Origin of the sequence: Marivirga lumbricoides (assembly GCF_014636295.1) — a bacterium.
Lineage (GTDB): Bacteria > Bacteroidota > Bacteroidia > Cytophagales > Cyclobacteriaceae > Marivirga > Marivirga lumbricoides.
This window is the reverse complement of sequence record NZ_BMEC01000008.1, coordinates 92,056-116,726: the sequence shown is the minus strand read 5'-3', so window position 1 is coordinate 116,726 and position 24,671 is coordinate 92,056. Positions and strand designations below refer to the sequence as shown.

At 36.7% G+C, this 24,671-nt stretch carries 21 protein-coding genes; 12 read left to right on the top strand and 9 right to left on the bottom strand.

Features of this window, described 5'->3' with window-relative positions:
• Nucleotides 1–68 precede the first annotated feature (68 nt).
• Nucleotides 69–767 (top strand): hypothetical protein, encoded by a 699-nt coding sequence (locus IEV85_RS13205; protein ID WP_188464105.1) that lies wholly within the window; start codon nt 69–71, stop codon nt 765–767.
• 25 nt (nt 768–792) lie between these two features.
• Here IEV85_RS13205 and IEV85_RS13200 read toward each other — a convergent pair whose 3' ends face one another.
• Together IEV85_RS13200 and recF are read right to left on the bottom strand one after the other, a co-directional pair.
• Nucleotides 793–1,119 carry a DciA family protein gene (locus IEV85_RS13200; protein ID WP_188464103.1) on the bottom strand — a complete coding sequence of 109 codons (327 nt, stop codon included), beginning with the start codon at nt 1,117–1,119 and terminating at the stop codon, nt 793–795.
• The gene (recF, locus tag IEV85_RS13195; RefSeq protein ID WP_188464101.1) at nt 1,106–2,212 is read right to left on the bottom strand and encodes a DNA replication/repair protein RecF; all 1,107 of its coding nucleotides are present in this window, start codon (nt 2,210–2,212) and stop codon (nt 1,106–1,108) included. Before recF ends, IEV85_RS13200 begins: the two co-directional genes overlap by 14 nt.
• Before the next feature lie 111 nt (nt 2,213–2,323).
• Between recF and pdhA the strand changes: the two genes are divergently transcribed.
• From pdhA to IEV85_RS13160, 7 genes are all read left to right on the top strand, one after another.
• The gene (gene pdhA / locus IEV85_RS13190; protein WP_188464099.1) at nt 2,324–3,343 is read left to right on the top strand and encodes a pyruvate dehydrogenase (acetyl-transferring) E1 component subunit alpha; all 1,020 of its coding nucleotides are present in this window, start codon (nt 2,324–2,326) and stop codon (nt 3,341–3,343) included.
• Between the two features lie 159 nt (nt 3,344–3,502).
• Nucleotides 3,503–4,198, top strand: a complete 696-nt coding sequence (locus IEV85_RS13185) for a tetratricopeptide repeat protein (protein WP_188464097.1) — start codon at nt 3,503–3,505, stop codon at nt 4,196–4,198.
• 126 nt (nt 4,199–4,324) lie between these two features.
• Nucleotides 4,325–4,813, top strand: coding sequence for a 6,7-dimethyl-8-ribityllumazine synthase (ribH, locus tag IEV85_RS13180; protein ID WP_188464095.1), 489 nt, complete (start codon nt 4,325–4,327; stop codon nt 4,811–4,813).
• Entirely contained in the window at nt 4,810–6,129 is a 1,320-nt protein-coding gene (locus IEV85_RS13175) for an aspartate kinase (RefSeq protein WP_188464093.1), read from the top strand. The genes ribH and IEV85_RS13175 overlap by 4 nt, the downstream gene beginning before the upstream one ends.
• A 217-nt stretch (nt 6,130–6,346) precedes the next feature.
• Nucleotides 6,347–6,907 (top strand): YceI family protein, encoded by a 561-nt coding sequence (locus tag IEV85_RS13170; RefSeq protein WP_188464091.1) that lies wholly within the window; start codon nt 6,347–6,349, stop codon nt 6,905–6,907.
• Between the two features lie 32 nt (nt 6,908–6,939).
• On the top strand, nt 6,940–8,259 hold the full coding sequence (locus IEV85_RS13165) for a hypothetical protein (protein WP_188464089.1): 1,320 nt from the start codon (nt 6,940–6,942) through the stop codon (nt 8,257–8,259).
• 70 nt (nt 8,260–8,329) lie between these two features.
• Nucleotides 8,330–8,926, top strand: a complete 597-nt coding sequence (locus IEV85_RS13160; protein ID WP_188464087.1) for a YceI family protein — start codon at nt 8,330–8,332, stop codon at nt 8,924–8,926.
• Nucleotides 8,927–8,936: 10 nt separating this feature from the next.
• On the opposite strand, the gene IEV85_RS13155 is transcribed toward IEV85_RS13160, so the two are convergent.
• The gene (locus IEV85_RS13155) at nt 8,937–9,839 is read right to left on the bottom strand and encodes an SMP-30/gluconolactonase/LRE family protein (RefSeq protein ID WP_188464085.1); all 903 of its coding nucleotides are present in this window, start codon (nt 9,837–9,839) and stop codon (nt 8,937–8,939) included.
• A 164-nt stretch (nt 9,840–10,003) separates the two neighbouring features.
• Between IEV85_RS13155 and IEV85_RS13150 the strand changes: the two genes are divergently transcribed.
• Nucleotides 10,004–11,911, top strand: a complete 1,908-nt coding sequence (locus IEV85_RS13150) for a CocE/NonD family hydrolase (RefSeq protein ID WP_188464083.1) — start codon at nt 10,004–10,006, stop codon at nt 11,909–11,911.
• Between the two features lie 232 nt (nt 11,912–12,143).
• Here the strand turns inward: IEV85_RS13150 and IEV85_RS13145 are convergent, their stop codons facing one another.
• Nucleotides 12,144–15,830 carry a lamin tail domain-containing protein gene (locus tag IEV85_RS13145; RefSeq protein ID WP_188464081.1) on the bottom strand — a complete coding sequence of 1,229 codons (3,687 nt, stop codon included), beginning with the start codon at nt 15,828–15,830 and terminating at the stop codon, nt 12,144–12,146.
• 121 nt (nt 15,831–15,951) lie between these two features.
• On the opposite strand from IEV85_RS13145, the gene IEV85_RS13140 reads away from it, so the two are divergent.
• The 3 genes from IEV85_RS13140 (at nt 15,952) to IEV85_RS13130 (ending at nt 18,784) form a co-directional block, all read left to right on the top strand.
• Nucleotides 15,952–16,965 carry an aspartate-semialdehyde dehydrogenase gene (locus IEV85_RS13140; protein WP_188464079.1) on the top strand — a complete coding sequence of 338 codons (1,014 nt, stop codon included), beginning with the start codon at nt 15,952–15,954 and terminating at the stop codon, nt 16,963–16,965.
• Nucleotides 16,946–18,151 (top strand): class I SAM-dependent methyltransferase, encoded by a 1,206-nt coding sequence (locus IEV85_RS13135; protein WP_229712587.1) that lies wholly within the window; start codon nt 16,946–16,948, stop codon nt 18,149–18,151. The genes IEV85_RS13140 and IEV85_RS13135 overlap by 20 nt, the downstream gene beginning before the upstream one ends.
• Before the next feature lie 165 nt (nt 18,152–18,316).
• Complete coding sequence (locus tag IEV85_RS13130) at nt 18,317–18,784, top strand: hypothetical protein (protein WP_229712586.1); 468 nt, start codon at nt 18,317–18,319, stop codon at nt 18,782–18,784.
• 84 nt (nt 18,785–18,868) lie between these two features.
• Here IEV85_RS13130 and IEV85_RS13125 read toward each other — a convergent pair whose 3' ends face one another.
• The 5 genes from IEV85_RS13125 to IEV85_RS13105 all read right to left on the bottom strand — a co-directional run bounded on the left by IEV85_RS13125 (nt 18,869) and on the right by IEV85_RS13105 (nt 24,542).
• Nucleotides 18,869–19,096: an acyl carrier protein gene (locus IEV85_RS13125; protein ID WP_188464075.1), complete on the bottom strand. Its 228-nt coding sequence runs from the start codon at nt 19,094–19,096 to the stop codon at nt 18,869–18,871.
• Nucleotides 19,097–19,113: 17 nt separating this feature from the next.
• Nucleotides 19,114–21,471: a TonB-dependent receptor gene (locus tag IEV85_RS13120; protein WP_229712585.1), complete on the bottom strand. Its 2,358-nt coding sequence runs from the start codon at nt 21,469–21,471 to the stop codon at nt 19,114–19,116.
• A gap of 79 nt (nt 21,472–21,550) precedes the next feature.
• Nucleotides 21,551–22,891, bottom strand: coding sequence for a carboxypeptidase-like regulatory domain-containing protein (locus IEV85_RS13115; RefSeq protein WP_188464073.1), 1,341 nt, complete (start codon nt 22,889–22,891; stop codon nt 21,551–21,553).
• A gap of 11 nt (nt 22,892–22,902) precedes the next feature.
• A complete protein-coding gene (locus tag IEV85_RS13110) occupies nt 22,903–23,919 on the bottom strand; it encodes a FecR family protein (RefSeq protein ID WP_188464071.1) in 1,017 nt (338 codons plus the stop codon).
• A gap of 47 nt (nt 23,920–23,966) precedes the next feature.
• A complete protein-coding gene (locus tag IEV85_RS13105; RefSeq protein WP_188464069.1) occupies nt 23,967–24,542 on the bottom strand; it encodes an RNA polymerase sigma-70 factor in 576 nt (191 codons plus the stop codon).
• Nucleotides 24,543–24,671 lie beyond the last annotated feature (129 nt).

Below are 24,671 nucleotides of genomic sequence, written 5' to 3'. Positions count from 1 at the left end.
GGCTCAATTACTTTCTGAGGATTATCAGGCATAATTGTTGAATGCATTATAGAAAAGAGAATTTTCATATGAGAAAAATATGTAGCGGGATCTTTCTTTCAGCTATCCTGTTGATTAATTTAGAAGTTATTGCGCAAGGCCAGATACTGCAAAAGCCTCATTATTTGCTAGGTATGGATGTACAGGGTTATGAAATTGGTCTGCCATTTAGTAAATCAGAAGCAGATTTGGCCTGGAACACATACAGTAAATCATGGGGTAGAAGTGAAGCTACGCACGGTCATAAATCTTACGAAACAGTTTTTGTTGAATCAGTATATGGAGAAAAGGTTTTGCTATTTTCCGAAATAACCGGCGATGCAAAGAGCAGCAAAGTATGGGCAGGTATTGACCCCCAGGGCATACCGAAAGAAACTTACCCGAAGCTACAGAAGGAGATGGCTGATTATGTATATGGTTTTTACATCAAAATGAGGAAAGATGCTGCCCAAAAGCAAATTGATGATGCTGAAAGAGCCGCTTCTTTTTTGAGTAAATCATACGAAGAACTTAAGCGTGAAGAGCGCAAGGATTTGAAAAATCAGGAGAAAAATAATCAAAAAATCCAGCAGTATGAGATGGAGCTAAAGCAAATGCGACAGGATTCTGTAGCTTACATTGAAAGCCTTGAGGTGATTAATGTAAAACTGGATTCTGTATATGTTGAAGCAGAAAAAGTTAAAAAGTTGGTGGAACTTTATAAGGCAAAATTAGAGGAGATTGAATAGTAAATTAACCCTGAATAAGAAAAGTTTATAGCAATACTACCTCCTTAATTACTTTTTTTCCTAAAGCTTCCTCAAAAAGGGTAATAATGCGCTCTTTATTCATATGCAACTCCTGCTTTAACGGGCTTGATTCCACAGTGATGAAAAGTTTATCTCCCTTCATAAAAATTCCTTTGGTCCTGCTGGCTATAGTGTTTCCCATTAATTTAGGCCATAGATTTATTACTGTTGTTTGATCAAACTTTTTATTTAAATGGTAAGCTTCTATCATATCGTTGATAACTTCTCCTAAAGGAGTAGCCTGCGATTTTCGTATGCTGGCAGGATGTGGTTTTTTCTTATACTGATTCATTTTCTTTAAGAGTATCTTGTAAATGGAAATATTTTTTTTCTACTGCCAGAGCATCCAAATAATTTTGGGTACGCTCAGGTCTGGCATCTGTAAGAAAGATTTGTCCAAACCTTTCATTTGCTATCATTTGCAATAAATATGCTATCCTTTTATCATCCAGCTTATCGAAAATATCATCCAGCAATAATAAGGGCTTTTGAGTTTTTGCTTGCTGTAACATTTCAAATTGCGCCAGTTTTAAAGCGATCACAAAAGATTTTTGTTGTCCCTGGGAGCCAAATTTCTTTAGTGGATAAGCATCAATCATAAACAGAAAATCATCTCTATGGATTCCCAAAGTGGTTCGGCCCTGCATAAAATCTTTTCTCCTTCTTGATTTAAAGTTTTCAGCAAAATTAGCTTCTACGGAGGTTTGGTATTGAATATCTACCAACTCTCTTCCATCAGCGAGGTCCTGGTAATATTGTGTAAAAGCCGGTACAAACTTTTCTATTAGTGCTTGCCTGGCTTCTGATATTTCTATGGCCAGTGGAATCATTAATTCATCATAAGGCTCAATCCTTGCCTCATCAAAACGATTATTTTCTGCAAGGCTTTTCAATAAGGCGTTTCTCTGTTTCAGGAGGTGGTTGTACTTTACAAGAATAACCATATAGTTCTGATCCAGCTGACATAAGAGGTTATCAAAAAATTTTCTACGCATTTCACTGGCCTCTCTCACAATATCCGTGTCCTGAGGCACAATCATAACCAATGGTATTTTTCCTATATGCTCACTGAGTTTATCATACTCTTTGCCTTCCCATCGCACCATTTTTTTTTCTCCCTGCTGAACAGCACAAAGCATATCGGACTTCTTTTCTCCTTTGAGAAAGCTTGCTTTTATTGAAAAAAAACTATTTCCATGTAAAATATTATCTTTATCAATACTATTAAATGCGCTTTTAGTAAAGGCTAAATAATGGATAGCGTCTAAAATATTGGTTTTACCCACTCCATTCTTCCCCAGAAGGCAATTTATACCCCCTACAAATTCAAAATTAGCTTTTGAATAGTTTTTGAATTGAATAAGGCGGATATTTTGAAGCTTCATTTTTCTTAGTTGCAGGTTTTTTCGTTATTTTCGCATCCCGGCTTTAAGGAATAACAAAGTTATACTTTTCCTGTGGCTTGGTAGAACGAAAGACAAAAAGAAAAAAGCAATATGGCTACAAAGAAAACAAAAGCTGCCAGCAAGAAGAGTTTCAGCAAAGAAACCTACATGACATGGTTTGAATCTATGTCGTTAATGAGAAGATTTGAAGAGAAGGCAGGACAATTATACGGACAGCAAAAAATTAAAGGTTTTTGCCACTTATACATTGGGCAGGAAGCCTGTGTGGCGGGTGCTGTTAGTGCTCTGAAAGAAGGTGATAAATATGTTACTGCATACCGTGATCATGCTCACCCAATTGGTTTGGGTTCCGATCCTAAAAAAGTAATGGCCGAGTTGTACGGTAAGGCTACAGGTATCTCTAAAGGTAAGGGTGGCTCAATGCACATGTTTGACAAAGAGCATAACTTCTTTGGTGGCCATGGTATAGTAGGTGGCCAGGTGCCATTAGGTGCAGGAATTGGTTTTGCTGAGAAGTATAAAGGTACTGATAACCTTTGCATTACTTATATGGGTGATGGAGCTGTTCGTCAGGGCGCTTTTCATGAAGCATTGAACATGGCCATGTTTTATAAAATCCCAGTGATTTTTGCAATTGAAAACAATGGTTACGCAATGGGTACTGCTGTAAAAAGAGTATCAAACGTAACGGATCTTTATACATTAGGAGAAGCTTATGATATGCCTTCAAAAGCAGTAGATGCAATGAATGTTGAAGAAGTGCATAATGCTGTTGAAGAAGCTGCCGAGCGTGCAAGAAAAGGAGAAGGGCCAACTTTATTGGAATTCAGAACTTACCGATATAAAGGTCACTCAATGTCTGATCCGGCAAAATACAGAACTAAAGAAGAGTTGGAAGAATACAAAGCTAAAGACCCTATTGAGCAGGTGAGAGCTACTATTTTAGAGAAAAAATATGCTACAGAAAAAGAACTGGACGAGATCGATAAAAAAGTAAAAGATATCGTGAAAGAAGCCGTTGATTTTTCTGAGGAATCGGAATGGCCTTCTGTAGATGAGGTGTATAAAGATGTATACATGCAGGAAGATTATCCATTTATTGTAGACTAATTACAGACTGGAGAAATTTTAGGAGGTGGCCCATGCAAGTAAAATTATTGTTATCTCACTCATAGGAAGTTAGCCTGAAGAGATAATTAGGAATTTACTTAATAGCATTGGGTTTTAATTCACATTTTTTTATAGCTTTGCGGTCTTAAATAAATTACAATGGCGAAAAAGAAAGGACAGGAAAAGGGAACCGAGTTTTACGAGAATCCTGAAGTACTTGCTCAACAACTCTCTAGAACAGAGCACTTCATAGAAAATAACAAGAAAATAGTTCTGGGTTTCGGTGGTTTAATAGCCATCGTAATAGTAGCTTTTTTTGGTTACAGGTATTATATGGACAACCAAAATGAAATGGCTCAAAGAGAAATGTTTCAGGCTGTTTACTGGTTCGAAAATGCTGAATATGAGCTGGCATTAAATGGAGATGGTAACAACCTTGGCTTTTTGGATATTTTGAGTGATTACGGAGCCACAAAATCCGGTAACCTTGCTGCATACTATGTAGGTAGTATTTATTTACAAAAAGGAGAGTTTGAGAATGCGATCGATCATTTAGAAGATTTCAGTTCTGATGATTTGTTAGTACAATCAAGAGCTTATTCTTTAATTGGAGATGCTTATATGGAGTTAGGTAACTATTCTAAAGCAGCTGACGAATACGGTAAAGCGGCTTCTCATAAAAGCACTTCAGAATTTAGCCCTATTTATTTATTGAAACAAGGGTTGGCTCACGAAAAAGCCAATAACATAGAAGGAGCAATTAAGAGCTATAAACAGATTGTAGAGGATTACAGTAAATCTAAGGAAGTTACTGAAGCCAAAAAATACTTATCCCTGTTAGAAGCTAAACAATAAAAAATCCGAAAATAAAATTACTGAAAGGGATAGGTTCAAAGGAGCTTATCCCTTTTTTGTTTGATTTCTTAATTCCGACCTCTCAATCCTTAACATTGAGATACATCTTTTCTAAAAACAATTAAAATGGCAACAAAGCTTAAGAATTTAAGTGACCACTCTAGTAAGAACGTAGCAGATATGGCAAAGAAGAAATTTGCGGTAATCGTATCAGAGTGGAATGAAGAAGTAACAGAATCGCTTTACAGTGGTGCATATGAAACACTGATTCAGAATGGAGTAAAGAAGGAGCATATAGTTAAACATTATGTGCCCGGGAGCTTCGAGCTTTCTTTGGCTGCTCAATGGCTGGCTTCACAAAAGCATATTGATGCGGTAATTTGCCTGGGATGTGTAATTCAAGGTGAAACAAAACACTTTGATTTTATCTGCGATGCTGTTGCACATGGAATAACAAATGTATCCTTAAAGTATAACAAACCAGTAATTTTTGGAGTATTAACCCCCAATACACAACAACAAGCTTTGGACAGGGCAGGTGGAAAGCACGGTAACAAAGGGGATGAAGCAGCAATTACAGCCATTAAAATGTTAGGATTAGCAGAGCAATTATGATTATAATGAAATTTGGAGGCACCTCGGTGGGTACGCCTCAAGGAATGAACCAAATCCGCGAAATAATTACGCAGGATAGTAATAAAAAGCTAGTGGTACTATCTGCGCTTAGTGGTGTAACAAACAGCCTGGTTGAAATAGGTGAACGCTTAAGAAGAAATGATGCTGAAGGTGCTGAGCAAGTGGTAGGCAAACTGGCAGAAAAGTATGTTACATTTATTGAAGATTTATATCAGTCTCCAGAGTTTAAAAAGAAAGCTTCTGATGCCATTTCCCAAAGTCATATTTTCTTACAAAGATGCCTGAGTGAGAAGTTCACTAATTTAATGGATAAAGAGTTACTGGCTCAGGGAGAACTAATGTCCACTCAGCTTTTTAATTTGCATTTACAGGAGCATCAGCTGAATAGCACATTAATAAATGCACTGGATTTCATTAGAACGGATGCTTTTGGTGAGCCAGATGAAGCATTCATCAACAAAGAATTATCGGATGTATTGGTAAAACAACCTGCTGAGACTACTTTGATCGTTACCCAAGGTTATATCTGTAGAAACTTTGAAGGCAATATTGATAATTTGCAAAGAGGAGGAAGTGATTATACTGCTTCATTGGTAGGAGCTGCCTTACATGCTGATGAAATTCAGATCTGGACAGATATTGATGGTATGCACAATAATGACCCAAGAGTGGTTGAGAACACGTTTAGTATTCCTGAACTTTCATTTGATGAAGCGGCTGAGTTAGCATATTTCGGGGCCAAAATTTTACACCCATCCTGCATTAGGCCGGCACAGCGAAGAAATATTCCTGTGAGGCTGAAAAACACCATGAAGCCTGAAGCACATGGTACTTTAATAGACAGCAAAGATGAGATAGGTGAGGGCATTAAAGCCATTGCTGCCAAAGATGGAATTGTGGCTATCAAAGTGAAATCATTAAGAATGCTAATGGCTTATGGTTTCTTAAGGAGAGTATTCGAGATTTTTGAGAAATACAAAACCCCTATTGATGTAATTACTACCTCAGAAGTAGCTATTTCTGTTACCATTGATAATGTTTATTATCTGGATAGTATTTTAAGTGAGCTTCGTCCTTTTGGTGAAGTGGAAGTGGATAAAGAGCAAAGCATTATATGCATTGTGGGGAACCTGGTAGCAGAAAAACCAGGTTTGGTGAGTAAAATTTTTGCTGCTCTGGAGAATATTCCTGTAAGAATGATTTCCTATGGCGGTAGCAGACATAATATTTCAGTAGTTGTGGATACGCAATACAAGAAGGAAGCACTGAAGAAGTTAAATGATGGCGTATTTTAGTATTCCAACACTATATATTTAAAAATTAAAACCGGTACTCAGCCGGTTTTTTTTATATCTTTTTTGGAGAATCAAATTTGGATCGACAACTGTTTTCCCGCCCTAATCACTCTATTCGCACTTAATCATCTTTTTACATGACTTATGTCATGGTCTGTGCGACTTCTTTCAATGACCTTTACATCATAATCAAGCAGAAAATATAAACAGATTGATCATGAAAAAGCTCATTTTAATAGTATTCATATTTACGCTACACTTTGCGAATGCGCAGCAATTTAAATTGAATGAAGGCCAAACTCAATTAACAGTTGAGGGTACTTCATCACTTCACGACTGGACGATAGAAGCAGAAGAATTTCAAGGCAATGCTGAAATAGTATTGGAAGGAAACCAAGTTGGAGAAATTAAGAGCCTGACTTTTAAAGTGCCGGTGAAAGGCCTTAAAAGTGGCAAGTCTGCGATGGATGACAACACCTATGAAGCACTTGAGGCTAAAAGCCATCCTTACATTACTTATCAATTTAAGTCCATTGAAAGCAAGAAAAAGGCTGGCGATAAGCTTGTTCTCACAACAAAGGGCAACCTCACTATTGCCGGTGAAACTAAAGTAGTGAATATGACTGTCACCACAGATGTTTCCAGAGGGGTTGAGTTTGATGGAAGTGTAAGTTTCAACATGACTGATTTTAAAGTTGATCCGCCAACAGCTGTTTTCGGAACTATTAAAACAGGGAACAAAGTAACCATCAATTTTAAAGCGAATTACTCAAAATAAACTATAGTCAATCACAATTAAACTTAATTACCATGAAAAGCATAAGCAAAATTTTAATGATAGTAGCACTTATGGGTTTCGGTACCCTGGCTTTCGCACAAAACAGCCGTGCTCTGCAATACTTCAGACCTGTTGGTCAGGATGGGGTCAATGTTTTTGAAACACCTAAATTGGATACGGTTCCTTATGAAGGCTTAAAAGTAAGAGTAGGAGGAGACTTCGCCATGCAATTTCAAGCCTTAGACCATAGTAATACAGCAGATAATTTAGTGGATTTAGGCTCAGATTTTAATCTTCCGACAGCCAATTTAAATTTAGATGTTCAGTTGTATGATGGAGTAAGAATGCACCTGCGTACTTATTTATCAGCAAAACACCATAATGAAGCATGGATTAAAGGTGGGCACTTACAAATGGATAAGTTGGACTTTATTCGTGAAGGCTTTTTGGAGGGCTTAATGCAGTATACCACCATCACTATTGGATTGGATGAATTTGATTATGGTGACGCACATTTTAGAAGATCCGATAATGCCAGAACAATTTATAATCCTTTTGTAGGTAACTATATTATGGATGCTTTTTCTACAGAAGCTTTTGGACAAGTAACTTTGCAGAATAATGGTTGGTTGGCAGTAGTAGGTTTAACAAATGGTAAACTTAATCAAAATGTAACCTTAAGTGCGAACAGCGATAATAAACCTTCTTTCTATGGTAAATTAGGTTATGACCAGCAATTGAATACTGATTTGAGAGTGAGATTAACAGGCTCTTGGTATATCAACAACGGAACTACATCTGGTACATGGTTGTATGGTGGCGACAGAGCAGGATCAAGATATTACAACATTCTGAAAACTGAAGCCATTGCTGCTGACCCTGACAATGGAATAGTAGCAGTTCCTTCTGAAGCAACAGATTTTGACGGGCGTTATAACCCCAGATTTGCTAAGTTAACAGCTTTACAAATTAACCCGTTCATTAAATTCAAAGGTTTAGAGTTCTTTGGAATTTATGAATTAGCCAATGGAAACAATGAGTTTACAGCGCCTACTGCAGATGAAGAAGGGTCTTTTACTCAACTTGCCGGTGAATTGTTATATAGATTTGGTGCAGAGGAGCAGTTTTATGTAGGAGGAAGATACAATACTGTTAAAGGTAAAACCAGAGAAAGTGCTACCGAAGACCTGGAAATCAGCAGAGTGAATATTGGGGCAGGATGGTTCCTAACTGACAATATCATTACCAAATTGGAATACGTAAATCAGGAATATAAAGGTGATGCATGGACTGGTAGATTTGCCGGAGGTGAATTCAAAGGAATAGTAATTGAGGCGGCTATAAGCTTCTAAGAATAATCTAAATAGCAAAAGCCCTTCATTTTAGTAAAAGTGGAGGGCTTATTTTTTAAACAGTAAGTTTATGAATTATCACTATATTTTATTTCTAAACTTCTTTTTCGGCACTTTGTGTGTGCTGGGGCAGCCTCAAATAGAAAGTAATCGCAATCGATTAGTCAAAATTGATACTGAAAAAAGCACAATCGAAATACTTGGCAAAACCAATGTAAATGAATTCGGATGCTATTATCAAACTACATTTTTGCAAGACTCCTTTCATGTAGAAGTCACAAATTTTTCCTCACATAAAAGCCTTGGTAATGCTAAAGTAAAATTGAAGGTAAAGGATTTTCAGTGTGATAATTCTCAAATGACTAAAGATTTCAGGGAGCTTTTAAGCTATGATGAACATCCCAGTGTTACCATCCAGCTACAAAAATTAAAATCTATCGCACCCGGAAAATATTTGGCTGAAACAGTTATTCAATTAGCAGGACAGCACCAGTTATATTCTTTAAAGCTGAATGTAAGTGAATCCCAAGAAGGCTTATTCTGTTCAGGTGCTCAAAAAATAGACATTACAGATTTTGGCCTGCAAGCCCCGGAAAAATTCTTCGGTATGGTCAAAGTAAGCAAAGATATTGTTATCAATTTCAATATCTATTTAGAGCTTTTATAGATTCCGGCTTCTAATTTACGCCTTTTACTGAAGTTTTTAATCCATACAAACCTGTAGAGGCAGTAATGTACAATTCGTCATTTTGCTTTCCTCCAAAAGTTATATTTGCTGTCCAATCTTCAGGAATCTCAATATGTCTTATTGCTGTGCCAGTACTGTCGTAAACATCCACCCCATTTCCTGTTATGTACAAGTTTAAATGGTTATCTAAAGCCATTCCGTCTGATCCTTTTTCAACAAACAACTCTTTCTCTGCCAGCGTGCCATCCGGAAGTATTCTGTATTTAAAGATTTTATCATCTCCTATATCTGCAACAAATAGTAAATTTTTGTCAGAAGCTCCAATTATTCCATTAGGCTGAACCAAAGATGAATCAATCATTATAGGCAGGTTTTGCCCCTTGAATAATACGTACAGTCCTTTGTATTCTAAAGTGTCATGCTCTCCTTCCCAATATGGTCTTTTGTAGTGAGGGTCAGTGAAATAGACATTTCCATTTTTATGGACCCAAACATCATTAGGACCATTAAAGGCATTGCTGCTGTCAGGGTTTAAAATAACTTCTTTTTCTCCATTCAATTGGAATTTCCAAAGCTGATGATACATATCAGCACAGGCCCATAAATTGTTTTCTGTATCAATGTAAAGCCCGTTGGAGCGCCCGCTTTCAGTGGAGAAAGTATCTAACTGGCCTTCTGTTGTATATTTATAAATGAGATTATTAGGCTGATCAGTAAAATAGATGTTTCCCTCTTTATCTGCGGTGGGCCCTTCAGTAAAACTAAAACCTTTAGCAAGTTGTGTTGCTTCAGAATTTTCGCTGAAAGGCGTTTCATTGTTTTTTGTTTCTTTATCGCATGATGTTAAAAATAGTAATACAATAGCTGCAAAAAAGTAGATAGAAGTTTTCATGAAGAGATGATTTTTTTATTTAAGCCTAATGAACAGGAAAACTACAAATTTCTATCTGTTTAATCAGGACAAAATTTAACCGATTATCAAATTTTTTACTTTTCAATTACTTTAACCCCTAATATTTCATAATTTATCATGGAATTTAATTTATGAGTAAAAATATGAGAAGATATTTTAGTGCATTTTTGGCATTTTACCTGTTTTGGCTAATTCCTGGCTTTGCCCAGGAAGGTGCACCTGATTATGTTAAAGAAAACTACACAAAGGAAGAAGTATACATTCCTATGCGTGATGGTGTAAGATTGTATACGGCTATATATACGCCAAAAGAAAAAGGCCCGCATCCTATTATGATGCAACGTACTTGCTACAGTATAGCGCCTTACGGGCCTGATAATTATAAAAAAGCGCTTGGCCCATCTAAATACCTGATGGAAGATAAATTTATTTTTGTGTATCAGGATGTGAGGGGCAGATGGATGTCGGAAGGAGATTTTACCAATATGACACCTAATATTCCAGGAAATAAGCATAAGAAGCAGACAGATGAAAGCTCCGATACTTTTGATACTATTGAGTGGCTTTTGAAACACCTTAAAGGAAAGACCAACGGAAAAGTAGGCCAGTGGGGTATTAGTTATCCGGGATTTTATACTGCCGCGGCATTGCCCGATGCACACCCGGCTTTAAAAGCAAGCTCTCCACAAGCACCCATTGGCGATTTCTTCTTTGATGATTTTCATCATAATGGTGCTTACCTGCAAAGTTACACCGCAGCTTATCCTGTTTTCGGCTATCAAACAGATACCACTACGCAATCCTGGTACAATGAAGCCCTTACCAGAATGCGCGCAGCTAATGCAATTGATGGATATGATTACCACTTAGAGATGGGACCGCTCAAAAATATTACTGAGAAAATTCATTTCGATAATGAGTTTTGGAAACAGACAATAGAGCATCCTAACTATGACGAATTTTGGCAGAAGAGAAGCATTATTCCTCATTTGAAAGATGTGGACCATGCTGTAATGGTTGTTGGAGGATGGTTTGATGCCGAAGATTTATTTGGGCCATTGAATATTTATAAAACTGTAGAAAAGAATAACCCTGACACCTATAATACCATTGTAATGGGTCCATGGAGCCACGGAGATTGGGCGCGTGAAAGAGGAATTCAGAAGATTAACCATATTTATTTTGGTGATAGTATCTCAACTTTTTATCAAAAAGAAATAGAGAGAACCTTCTTTAACCACTTTTTAAGAGATGGAAAAGGGAAGCCTGCTTTGCCGGAAGCGTATATGTTTGATACTGGCTTGAAAGAATGGCAGAAATTTGATGTTTGGCCACCACAAATCCCCAAAACCACTTTAGGCTTTAAAGAAAATGGTGTGCTTACCATTAATGAAACCGGAAGTGCAGATGCTTCTTTTGATTATTTATCAGATCCTGCAAAACCAGTACCATATACTTCATTTACAGAAGGAGTAACTTTTACTCCGCGGGCTTACATGACGGACGACCAGCGTCACGCGAGCAGAAGGCCTGATGTACTCACCTTTGAAACAGCTCCTCTGGAGAAAGATTTTGTGCTGGCAGGTGAAATAATGGCTAAATTAAAAGTAGCTATTTCTTCTACTGATGCGGACTTCATTGTAAAAATCATTGATGTCTATCCTCCGGATCATGAAAGCTATGAGCATAATCCGGACAATATTGTGATGGGTAACTATCAGCAGTTAGTGAGAGCAGAAGTGTTCCGTGGCCGTTTCAGAAACAGCTTTGCTGAGCCTGAGCCCTTTGTGCCTAATGAAGTAACAGAAGTGGAATATGTACTGCAGGATATTTTGCATACATTCAAGAAAGGCCATAAAGTGATGGTGCAAATCCATAGCACCTGGTTCCCTTATATTGATAGAAATCCACAGAAATATGTGGATAATATTTATGAAGCTAATGAAGAGGACTTTATTAAAGCTACTATTACTGTGAAAGGAGATTCAAAAATTGAGATAGGTGAGTTAAATACTACTCCGGCACCATTGCAGCTGGAAGTGGACAAATAAAATTGCTAATTCATTTTCATTTCAGTAGCCGAAGGCAGATGTCTTCGGCTATTTTTTTGCCTAAAAATAATAACCGGAAAACAGAAAAGGGTAGCATAAGAGCTACCCTTTTCGCCTACAACCATAAAACTATGAACGGTAACCAGCCATTCACAGAAAGATTTCAACCAAAACCTTATACTTTCAATGACACAGGAATTGTGGCAAAGGTTGGAAGGGTTGTAAAAATAGTTTAAAAGTTGGCACCCACGGCTACTCGCTCTTTAATAACCTGCGTATTGCCATTACCGGAAAACAGTTCAAAATAGATGACATAATAGCCTGTACGTACTTTTCGTCCTTGGTCATCATCTCCATCCCAGCGGTAAAAACCAGTAGTATTTAATGTTTCGTTATTCGCTAAAGTTTTAATAAGAGTACCACTCACATCAAAAACTTTTATTGTAGCAAGATTTCCAGCATCTTCTATCTCATAATTAATAAGCGTATAATTCCTTCCGGGAGCATTATGAGCAAAAGTTTTAGGATTAGCCTTTACAGTTCCAAAGCTGATATTTTCATCCGTTAATCGGGAGTTTATTGCACCTGGTGTGGCATAGCCTGATGCTGAAGCTGCAGATACCCATGAATCTGCAGCTTCAATTGCAGCTTCAGGTGAAATTCTTTCCAAAGAGACACCATCTACAGTGCGAAGGAAGGGGACATGAAGATCATCTGAGTAGTTAAAAGACTCTTTCAGATTTCCTGATGCTGAAATTATTTCTGCCCTCCCATATTTATTAGGAAAGGCGGGTAAATCAGCAGACACTATATTTTCTTGTTGAGCGGAATTAGGATATTGGGCCACCAGGGTTGTGACATCAGTGGTAATTGCTAAAATGTCTCCCGGAGCCATTACTATATTGTCATCAGGGAAAGGTACAACTTCTCCAGTTGGGCCTTTCAATAGCCAATTCCTAAGGTTGATGTATTTATCTGATCGATTGTAAAGCTCTATAAAATCTACGCCTCCTCTACGTGGGTCATATAAAATTTCATTTAACACAATATCATTCTGGATGGCTTCTTCCACTAGAGAAAAAGTCACACTATTTTCCGCATCAATAATATTACCGGCACAGTCGGTCAAATTATTGGCAGAGAGTGTATAAGCAGTTTTAAGTTTTATGTTCTCCTCCAGTTCTATTCGAATTACTTTGGAGGAGACCATATTTACTTGGAAAATTGGTATAAGTGGTTCAATAGAGAATTGATCAACTCTAAGTTTTTCCGGATTTATTGGTTCATTAAAATAAACAATCACTACAGTTTCTGAGGGTGCAAAAGCTTTTTCAATTTCCGGGCCGAAGGAGTCCCTGTTATCTTCTTTGACAGAATTTTCAGCACCGGGAGTCCCTTTTATTTTAGCTCTGGAAGCAGTCCAGTTTGAAAACCCTTCACACGGGTTGTTTGTGTCTATCATTTCCAGAGACCAGCCACCCTCTTCTTTCTTAAAATCTTCTTTATACCATGAATCATTGTAGAAGACCTGATGAATAGTTTGAAAACCTGAAGTATAGAGGCTTAATTCATCACCAGAATTATTTAAGTTGAGCCATGGACTTATTCCCATAACTCTGCCATAGGGCTTAAAAAAGTGGATATTAGAATTAGGACATACAATTAAATACTCGTTCGGCTTAATATAGTCTAAACCTAACTCAAGTGTATCTCTTGAGTCGCTGTATTTTAATCCTGATAATGAAATTGTTCGATTAGTGGTATTATATATTTCGAAATATTCTGCATTTGGCAAAACCTGATCAGGAATAGGCTTGGCCATAACTTCAGTGATGAGTAAGTCATTGAAACCTGCCTGAAGAGGGGCTTTAAAAATGAATGAGCTTGTATTATTTATGATAGTATTTCCAAACACATCAGCCACTCCCGAAATAGTAAGATCATATTGTTGATCTTGTACAAGCGCTTTTCTGAAAACTAATATTATTTCATTTTTACTGAAAAGAGTTGCTTCATTGATAATTGTTTCAGGCGAAAGATTAAAATGTTCTATATCTTCAGCAGAATTAATTTCCAATGGCTCATCAAACTGAATAAGTAAAATACTATCGGACAAAAAGATTAATTCAGATACAGCAGGAGCTACATTGTCAAATATAAACTCAAATGAGAGGTTTTCAGCAGAGTTACCATTACAATCAACCACACTATTAACTGAAACAGTATAGGTTTCTCCTACGATAAATCCATCAGATAAAATCAATAGCACTCTATTTTGTTCTTCCGGAGAAACAATAATTTCTTCAACTGCAAGGGCTGGATTAATGCTATAAGTAGCAATTTCTAATGAATTTAAATCCATTGATTTATCAAAAATAATTGTCAGACTGTCTTTTCCGGAGATATTAAAATTTGTGATTTTAGGAGCAGTACCAGTGAAACTAGCATTATTTACACTATTAATATTTCCGGGTGTTCCACCATTTGCACTTTCTGAGGCAATCCAATTGCTGGCATCAAAGCAATTTAAGTTGGGATTAATTAGCTCTAAGGAATAACCTCCTTCTGCTTTTTCTTCGTCCTGGTACCATTCTGAAGTATACGCGAGTGCATCAATTACCTTTTTTTTGCTTGAAAAAATAGTAATGCTATCTCCACTATTGTTTAGTGCTGGCCATCTGGAAGGAGAGATAGTTTGCCCGAATGTCTGGTAGTCTCCTAAAGATGAAGAAGCTGTTAAAATCACAAATTGCTGAGGGGCTAAGATAAATTCCGGGAGCAACCCTTCTGAACTGGTATTATCTGAAATTTTCCAGTTTTCGAGAGATATGTATTTATCTGATCGATTATAGAGTTCTACAAATTCCGCTTCCGGTAATCCCATTGTTGGAGTAGGATCAGCGAAAAATTCACTGATAACGATATCTCTTTCTTCAGCTTCCTCTACCTCAAAGTACAAAAAAGTGATTGTAGAGTCCTTCATAATGTTTCCAGATAAATCCGAAAGATTAATTACAGAAAGAAAATATTCAGTTCCGCTTATAAAGTTGGAAGCGAATTGTAAAGAAATGGAATCACGGTTTAAAGTTACATTTTCAGGCATGATATTTCCCGGGCTTAGGCTAAAATTGGCATTGATTGCCGTTGCCGGGTCAATAGCCTCCGAGGCTAATAATTGCAATGAATTACTGCTTTTAACAGTATTGGAAATAATTTCCGGAGGAGTGGTGTCGAATATAAAATCACCAAAATAGACGTTGTCGAAGTAAAATTTGTTTTTTCTGGAGGAAGTGAAATAGCAAATAAAACCCAGGTTTTCTGCAATATTGAATTGACTGTCCGTACCAGTAGCTGTGACTGTAAAATTTTCGCTTCCAAAATCAGCTACTGCAATTTCCCAGTTTGCTTCTGCGTCTCTTCTAACCCTGATTCTTACTTCAAAAGCATTTGAAAACTGTCCGTCAATACCTCGTGCTATTAATTCTGTAGAGCTTCCATTCCTGTAAAATAAACTAACGGCATCATTAGAACCATTCTCTCCAATTTCTAAAAAATAGCCTTCTTGTAAACTTCCTGTATTTTTAAAATCGAGTAGATTCGAATTGCTGCTTGCTAAGTAGATTACTACTTTATTAGATGCTGATGGAGCAAAATCCAGCTTTATATCGAATCGCCATTCTTTGTCCTCTAAATTAGTTGAATCAAAAGAAGTGGAAATATAAGCAGGTTCTAGGTTATCACTCGTAAAATCAAGCTGCAATTGTAAATTTTCATTTACTTTGAATGAAGCATGAGTTGATTGCCATATAGGGTTTTCAGTAAAATTGCCATCTGTAAATTCGTCTTTTACAACTTGTGCAAGGCTGGTTGAAAATGGGAGGTTAATTAGAAGTATTGACAATAAACCTTTGATTGTCATAATTAATTGCTGTTCTTATTCATCAAATTATTTTACTTTTGCAATAGACAGTTCTCAAAGTGAATTGTTCTATTTCAGTTTCGGGTGAAATTATTACCAATGTATACTAAAATTTAATAAAATGAAAATTGCCGTAGTGGGAGCCACTGGTTTGGTCGGTGGCGAGATGTTAAAAGTTCTTGAAGAAAGAAACTTTCCTTTCGATGAGTTATTATTAGTAGCCTCTGCCAAATCAGCAGGTAAAAAGATGACTTTTAAGGGTAAGGAGTACACAGTAATTACTTTAGAAGATACATTGGAAGCGAAACCGGACCTGGCTTTATTTTCTGCCGGAGGAGGAACTTCATTAGAGTGGGCTCCCAAATTCAGTGAAATAGGCACTGTGGTGGTTGATAACAGCTCTGCCTGGAGGATGAATGAGCGGATAAAATTAATTGTTCCTGAGATAAATGCCGGGGAATTAAAAATAGATCATAGAATTATAGCTAATCCTAATTGCTCTACTATTCAAATGGTATTAGCATTGGCTCCTTTACATAAAAAATATAAAATTAAGCGTATAGTAGTTTCTACTTATCAGTCTGTGACAGGAACGGGAAAGGATGCTGTTGATCAGCTGATGGATGAGAGAGCAGGAAAAGAGGCGAAGAAGGTGTATCCTCATCCAATAGATATGAATGCGCTTCCTCATATTGATGTGTTTTTAGATAACGATTACACTAAAGAGGAAATGAAGATGGTGAACGAAACGCGTAAAATCTTTAGTGATGATTCTATCGGTGTCTCAGCTACCTGTGTTCGTTTACCGGTAATGGGAGGGCATTCAGAGTCAGTAAACGTTACTTTTGAGAAAGATTTTGACATAGCAGAAGTGAAAAAGCTCCTCAGTAATACTGATGGTGTAGTGCTGCAGGATGATCCTAAAAATAATGTCTACCCTCTACCTTTAAATGCACATGGAAAGGATGAAGTTTTTGTGGGTCGTTTAAGAAGAGACGAGTCTCACCCTAACTCACTAAATATGTGGATTGTAGCAGATAACCTAAGAAAAGGAGCTGCTACAAATGCCGTTCAGATAGCAGAATATATGGTGAAACATAGCTTGGTGCACCCTTATGGCTTTGAGAGAGCATAAATCTTTAAATGAAATATTAAAATTTGTTAGAGAAAATGAGCAGGAGAACCCTGCTCATTTGGTTTTACGGGCTAAGCAATTTCCTGATTGGCCCATAAAAGAAATTGCAGAGCAAATAGCTGCCAGAAAAAAAGCAAAAGATAAATTGCCGGAATGGTATAATCATCCTGAAATTATTTTTCCCCCGGCTCTCTCAATGGAGCAGTGTAGCTCAGAAGCTACAGCTAAATTTAAAGCATCTTTAGTAAAAGGGAGGCATTTTGCAGACCTCAGTGGAGGTTTTGGTATTGATACCTACTACCTTTCTCAACAATTTGATAATGTTATTTACGTAGAACAGCAGACTCATTTATGTGAGCTGGCAGCCTATAATTTTCAGCAACTAAAGAAAAATATTGTCATACACCATCAGGAAGCAGCTCAGTTCTTAGCGGAAACAGGAGTTCATTTCGATTGGATTTATGTAGATCCTGCCCGAAGAGATCAGAATCAGAAGAAGGTATCTCGCTGGCAAGATTGCAGCCCGGATTTAACCATTTTATTACCGGATATTTTAAATAAATGCGAGAATTTACTGGTGAAAGGAGCACCCATGCTGGATATCTCCCAAGGTGTGGAAGACTTGAAAGGTTATGTCAGGAATGTGTATGTGCTGGAATGGAAAGGTGAGGTCCGTGAACTTTTATTTCATCTTCGAAAAGAGAAAACAACAAATCCTTCAATTAAGGCTGTTTTACTGAGTGATGATGGAGAAGTAAAGAAGCATTTTGAAGCAAACAGGGTAGAAGAGGAAACCTCCATTGTTCACTATTCAATGCCTCAAAAATATATATTTGAGCCCTCTCCATCCCTAATGAAATCGGGACTTTTTAAAGCATTGGCCAAAGCATTTGCTATTCAAAAGCTGCATCCCAATACCCAACTTTTTACTGCCTCTGATACTTTGAAAGATTTTCCCGGCAGAAGCTTTCTATTACATGAAATCATTCAGGTAAATAAAAAAGCTTTGAAAAAAATATTACCCGATATGAAAGTAAACCTGAGTACCAGAAATTTCCCAATGCCTGTAGCTGATTTAAAGAAAAAATTGGGAATTAAAGATGGCGGTGAGTATTACATTTTTGCCTGTACTTTGCAAGATGAATCCAAGCGGCTTTTACTTTGCAAAAAGATAAAAAACCAATAAACCTACAAATGGCAGACCGTAATATTTAAGTACTCTTAAACGATTAGGAGCCGAGTGCCACCAAAGCACCCACCAAGGCCGGATATAGCCTAAGAATACGCTAAACCCCAAAAAGCCCAAAACAATGTAAAAAACCTCCATTTTCTTGTCGATAAATTATGTGGAATGGTCGAAATAGGTGTATTTACACAAAAGTGCCTATTAAAAATCATTTTATTGCAAATCACATTACTCAAACTTTTTAAAATGATCACAATTGCAGAAAATAAGGAATATACAATTCGATTAGATCTTGTTAGCAATCGTGCTTTTTTAACTATCGTAGGATTCTGGAGAACGCCTGATGATGTTCCTTCCTATCTGGAAGATTGTAAAAAAGCTGTTGGTATACTAAAACCGGGGTTTACTCTCTTAACCGATGTTACTCAAATGTCTATTCATCCCGGAGAAGTGCGGGATATTCATCTCGAAGCACAACAAATAATTACTAATGCAGGTGTGAAGAAAGTCGCAGAGTTACAAAAGGTAAAAGCGGCAGAATTACAGCTTAATGGAGTAGCTCAAGAGAGTGGAATGCCTAAGAAAAACTTTAATTCAAGAGAAGAAGCTATTACCTGGTTAAATCAGCCTTGAGCATTATATTCTTGTCTGTTAGATTTTAGTTAATTAACAAATAGGAAGGAGGGAGGATGCTGAATTGCGCTTCCTCTCTCTTGTTCAAACCAACTTTTCAATAATTTGACATGGGGTTTCTACAGAAGATACATGTATATCATCTAATTCTTTTTGGGAAACCAGTTCCAGTTCAAAAATTAATCCTACTACAAATAGGTGTTGCATTTTAAGGTCATTGTATAGGTTAATATGTCTATTTTTACCTGCCAGGCTAATGCCATATATGTGAAATACTTCAGCAATTTTACGGAGTTGGATATATTTATTCATCTCTCTTATAAAGAAGATTAAAAATTGAGGGTATAACTCAAAACAGGTAACATAGGTAACTGTTCTACTTCTTCTATACTTTTGTTCACATCATTGTAGTAATAGTCTATTACTGAAGTATTGTTGGTTATATTTTGGATATCTATTTTAAATTCATGACTTACTTGAGGCTTATTAATGCGATAGTTAATAGCGATATTTAAGCTGAAAATATCTTCTCCTCTTTTTGCAAAAGCGTTTAATTCATCATAAACAGCGGTTCCCTCTTCTACAGATTTATCCAAATCAACCTCCATTATTCTTCTTGCACCTAATAAACTAAGTTTTGAATTAATGCCGAGTATGTTATTATTGTTTTTACCCACGGTAAATTCTTTACCGAATAAGCCATTGGCTATATAATTTCCATTGAATCTGGTATCTCTCCATTTATCATCACTGGCTTTGTACTTTGAATCAAATAAGGAACCGGTTATAAGGAAGTAATAGTTGTTAGAGAAATACCTTTCAAGTGTCAACTCAAGCCCGATATTTCTCCCTTTCCCTTCATTTACTAAAATCCTGTCTGAAAATTCATAAGTTTGATTAACCAGTGAATAGCTGCTATTGCCTTTTTCCACAGGTATATCGTATAGATCCTGATAGTAACCCTCTACCTTTAAAAATAGGTTTTTGGAGAGTTTGTTTTCATATCCCATCACATAATGCCTGGCTTTAAGAAGTTTTAGGGAAGAATTTGGAGTGGTTTTATTACCTTCCGTATCATAAACAATAGTATAATAGTTACTAAGAGAACTCATATTGCTATGTATTCCAATGCCCGCGGTAATAGCTTGTCCTTTAGGTAACTGGTAACGTAAAGAGCTTCTTGGCTCAAAAGTTATTTCATTATTTTGGGATGTGTTTTGGCTATGAATTCCATTAACAAGGCTCAGTTTTTCAGAAGCACGCCATTTCCAGGTAATAAATGATTGGTATAAACTGGCTGTTCCTGCTACATCTTGTGCCTGAATAAATTGATCGGCAGCACTGTCAAAATACCTGCTATTAAAATTAAAACTAAAGTGCGAATTGACAGACCCAATTTGAAATTGGTGGCGGTTATTAAGTTTGTAATTGAAACTTGTATTCAAACGGAATATATTATTATTGGTATTTGCGCTTTGATCTTCCTGAAGAGCAGAAGAGTCGTATATTCTGGCACTGCTATACTCGGTGCCATTATTGGAGTAAGAAAGGGTAGAGCTGATATAAGCTTTTTTGTTGAGATTAATCAGGTGATTGATCCCTGCTATACCTAGTTGCCCACTTTGCTGAAATTCTTCATTGATGATGTCTTCATTTTCCGGGTCAGCGTACTCGGATTTGATATTATTTAATCCGCCCAAACCAAAGAAAGAAAAAGTGCCGGCTTTTTCAGTAGGAATGAATATTTTAAATGAAACATCCTGGTATTTAGGTACACCGCCAAAATCAAGAAAGCCTAAACTGCTGATGATTGCAAGTGTGGAGTACCTGTAATTAATTAAATAGCTGCTTTTCCCTCCTTTTTTGAAAGGTCCTTCTGTAGTAATATCAGTTCCTAGCACTCCAATAGAAAAAGAGTGCTCCCTTTTTTCACTGTTACCTTTTCTTAATCTCATATCGAAAATACCAGATAAAGCATTTCCATATTCAGGAGCAAACGCGCCAGTATAAAATTCAGAATTTGCCAGCATTTGGCTGTTTAATGCATTTATAGGACCTCCTGTTAAGCCTTCCTGTGAAAAATGATTTGGATTTGGAATCTCTGTACCTTCCAACTTCCACTGAATAAAGCGAGGGTTGTTCCCTCTTACAATGATATCATTATTGCCCTCTCCGGTAGAGCCTACGCCTGCAAAGGAAGAAACTAATCTTGCAGGATCACCTATTCCTCCTGCATAACGTTTGGACTCCTCCACTGATAAGCTTCTGGAAGAAACCTGTGCCATTTCATTATTAACTTCTGATTTATGCTGTCTGGCGGAAACTGTAACTTCGTTTAATGTTTCAAAAGTTTCTTTCATTTCAACATCCAGCACAGTTTCTTTTCCCGAAATGACTACCAAATTTGGTATCACCTTGTTTTCGTAGCCTATATAGCTTATGCCAATAGTTGCCCTACCCACAGGCACTTTTTCAATTTTAAAATAGCCATCAACATCAGAATTAGCTCCTAAAATAGGTTGAGAACCTACTACCACAATGTTTGCAAAAGCAACTGGAGACTTGGAATCAGCATCAATTATTCTGCCTCTGATTGTTTGTGTTAATTCTTGAGCAGATACGCTGTTTGCTGTACAAGCAATTAATATCATTAACATTAATTGAAGGAATAGTTTAATCATTTTCATAAGACTGTATTTTGTGTTTAGTCTTATGACAGCCAGGTTAGACTTTACCCTTATTCCAGGTATGGATTTTTTTTAATTATTATTGAATGGCAAAACCTAGCCTGGGAAACTTTCGGTTTTCAACGAAGTTGAGAAGGCCAATAGAAATACCTTCAGATGATTTATTAACATTAATCAACCCTAGTTGGAAGCCTTTTTGCTGTTTAGCAAGGTTAATTATTCCGATTTGTACCCCCTCTAAAGTTTCAGTCATATTTAATCCGGAGCATATTTGCACTCCTTCCAGAAGTTTACTTTTATTGAAAGAGGGGGATAGCTGTAGGCCTGATAAAGTATCAGCAATGTTAACAGCCCCGGCTATTTGTGTTCCTTTTAAGTTTTTGCTCTGGTTATAGCCTCCTCCTAACTGCACGCCTACAAAATCGTTCATGTTGAGGTTTCCCAAACCTGCTATCTGTGTGCCACTTTGCCTGCCTTTAGTCGCATTAAAAGCTCCTGAAATTTGCAGTCCATATACGCTTTCACCTACCAGGTTTGCCATTCCTGCAAGTTGTACGCCATTTACATTTGTTCTGTTAATATTAAATGCACCACCTATTTCTAAAATCTCTACTCCATAATTGTATCCTCCTATTAAATTAATAGAGATATCATTTTTAACCGTCCCTGCAATTTTCAAATTGCTACTCAAACCCGGAGTTAAGGAAAGCTGAATTTTTCTTTTAGTATAACCTTGAATGTTTTTAGAGTGGGTTACAAGTAGTGGAGGTATCATCAACTTACTTAAAGGATAAGCTTCTACAGGTTTTACTGGGATATTTTCAATTTTTGGGAGAGGAATTTCATTAGATCGGCTTTTTGTTTTAATGAGTTGAAGAGTAAGTTCTTGTTTTTTTGGGGACAATAGAACGGATGAATCGGCATATCCATTTTTGCTGATTGATAATACCAACTCTTTATATTTATAGGATAGTCGAAGCTCAAAATTGCCTGAAGCATCGGTTAAAGTAGATTCAGAACCATAAACATCCAGTACGGTTACTTTCTCAAGTGCTTTTTTGCTTTTTGAATCTGTCACCTTCCCTGTAATTACAAAAGTTTTCTTTTTAAGCTCGCCTTCCGGTTTTCTTAATAAGATTACACTATTTCCGGATGTTTTAATATCTACTCTTGCAGGTAAAATGAACGAGAGGATTTCAGACAATTTTTCCTTATCACAATGGTAATTTATAACACTATCCGAAGGGATAATGCTTGAGTTATAGGATAGATTAAAGTCAGCCTCTTTTGAAATCGTAAAGAGAGCTTCTTGAAGAGGTATACGGATGAAATGGAGTGAAAGGCTTCTGTCGAGTAAGGGGGGTCGGCTTTGTGCTGAAACGTTCCATGCCATCAGCAACAAGATAAATATTCTTGCCATGTGACTCATTTTCATTCTTCACAACCTTTACCTCTGATAACAACTTTCTCTCCCATTGATGCCTCAATATTAAAACTGATTTGCAATTGATCTATAATTTCTTTTAAAGTGGCATTTTTAAAACGGCCTGTAAATATGCAGTTTTTAACTTCTGTTTCCTGATAGATAATTTCCTTTTCATAAGCTTTTTCAAGCGCTAAAAATACCTGGTTAAGTGGCTGGTTATCAAATTCCAGCACTCCTGTTTTCCAAAAGAGTTGATTATTGCTGAAGCTTTCAGATCGCTTAAAGGATTGGGAGTTCTTATTATAAGTCAAAGACTCACCTTTCTTAAGAGTAATTAGCTCTCCAGACGCTTTTTCCTTCACTTCAACAATGCCACTTTTCACACCAACTTCTATGAAGTTATCATTTTCACGTGCTATGATATAGAATGATGTCCCTACCACTTTTACTTCCAGCTTGCCTGCCTGAATGATGAAAGGTAAGTTTTCTTTCTTTTCCACTTCAAAAAAGGCTTCACCTGATAACGAGAGGTTTCTGTTATGTTTAAAGTCATTATTGTAAACAAGTTTACTCTGTATGTTCAGGTTAACAACAGAGCTATCAGGTAGTGTAATTTCTGTGCTCTCTTTGATAGCGCTTACCAGTACTTCCGATTTTGAAGACTGAAGGTTATTGTAAACAAAGTAAATACCTATTCCTATTACTAAAATGGCAGCAATACGGGTGAACCATGAAGGTAATAGTGAGCGGGATTTCGCAATGGACTCCTGAGCACTTGAGTCTTTTTCTTCAATTCGGGATAGAACACTTTTGAAAGCTGCTTTTTCATTAAAATCTAAATCAGTATTGTATTTAGCTGCTTCACTTTGAAACCAGATTTCTTTAAATTGATCAAAGAGTTTCTTGTTTTCAAGGCTTTTGGCTAGCCACAATTCAATGTGCTCATTTTCCTGAGAGGAAGTAGAACCATCCAGGTACTTTGCCAAAAGTGCATCATCAATATTATTTTCCGGATTTTCCATAAACTCTATTATTAAAGACAAACCAAACTTAGTTTACCCTTACTCATCTATAAATAGATTATCGATTTGAGCAAAATAATGGTCCATACCACTAAGTACTCTTTTAGTCTCTCTCTTAAAAACCTGAGGGCCTTACCCATTTGAGCCTCAACTGTTTTAACCGAAATACCTAGCTGATCGGCTATTTCTTTATATTTTAGATCATGTTCTCTACTCATTAAGAAAATTTTTTGCCTTTCAGGAGGCAAATCAATGATACAACTTTGAATGAGTAGACTTAAATTATTAGCGTCAATTTGATCAGGAAGTAATGCTTCATATACTGCCGATGAACCGGAAGCTGCTGCAACATAATTTTCTTTTATTTTCTGATGCTGAAGCTGGTTTAAACATGCATTTCTTACCGCACCATATAAATAAGCGTTTAAAGAAGTTTCAATGGAGAGTTGATGCCTGTTTAACCATAGTTTTGAAAATAATTCCTGAACCACATCCTCAGCGCTATCTTTATCTTCGAGGTATTTAAATGCAAAGTAAGCGAGCCGTTTATAATAGTCATTAAAAAGCATTTCAAACGCTTGAATATCCCCTGAAACAATTTTTTTAACTAGTGCTGACTCCATTTCTTCTGGCTGTATCGAAACTTACTGGCAATATATTTATAATTCTGAATACCATGACCTTTAATGTGCTTAAACTAAGTAGGCTACTGAAAAATATGCGGGGAATTGTCACAACCTTTTTTGCCTAAC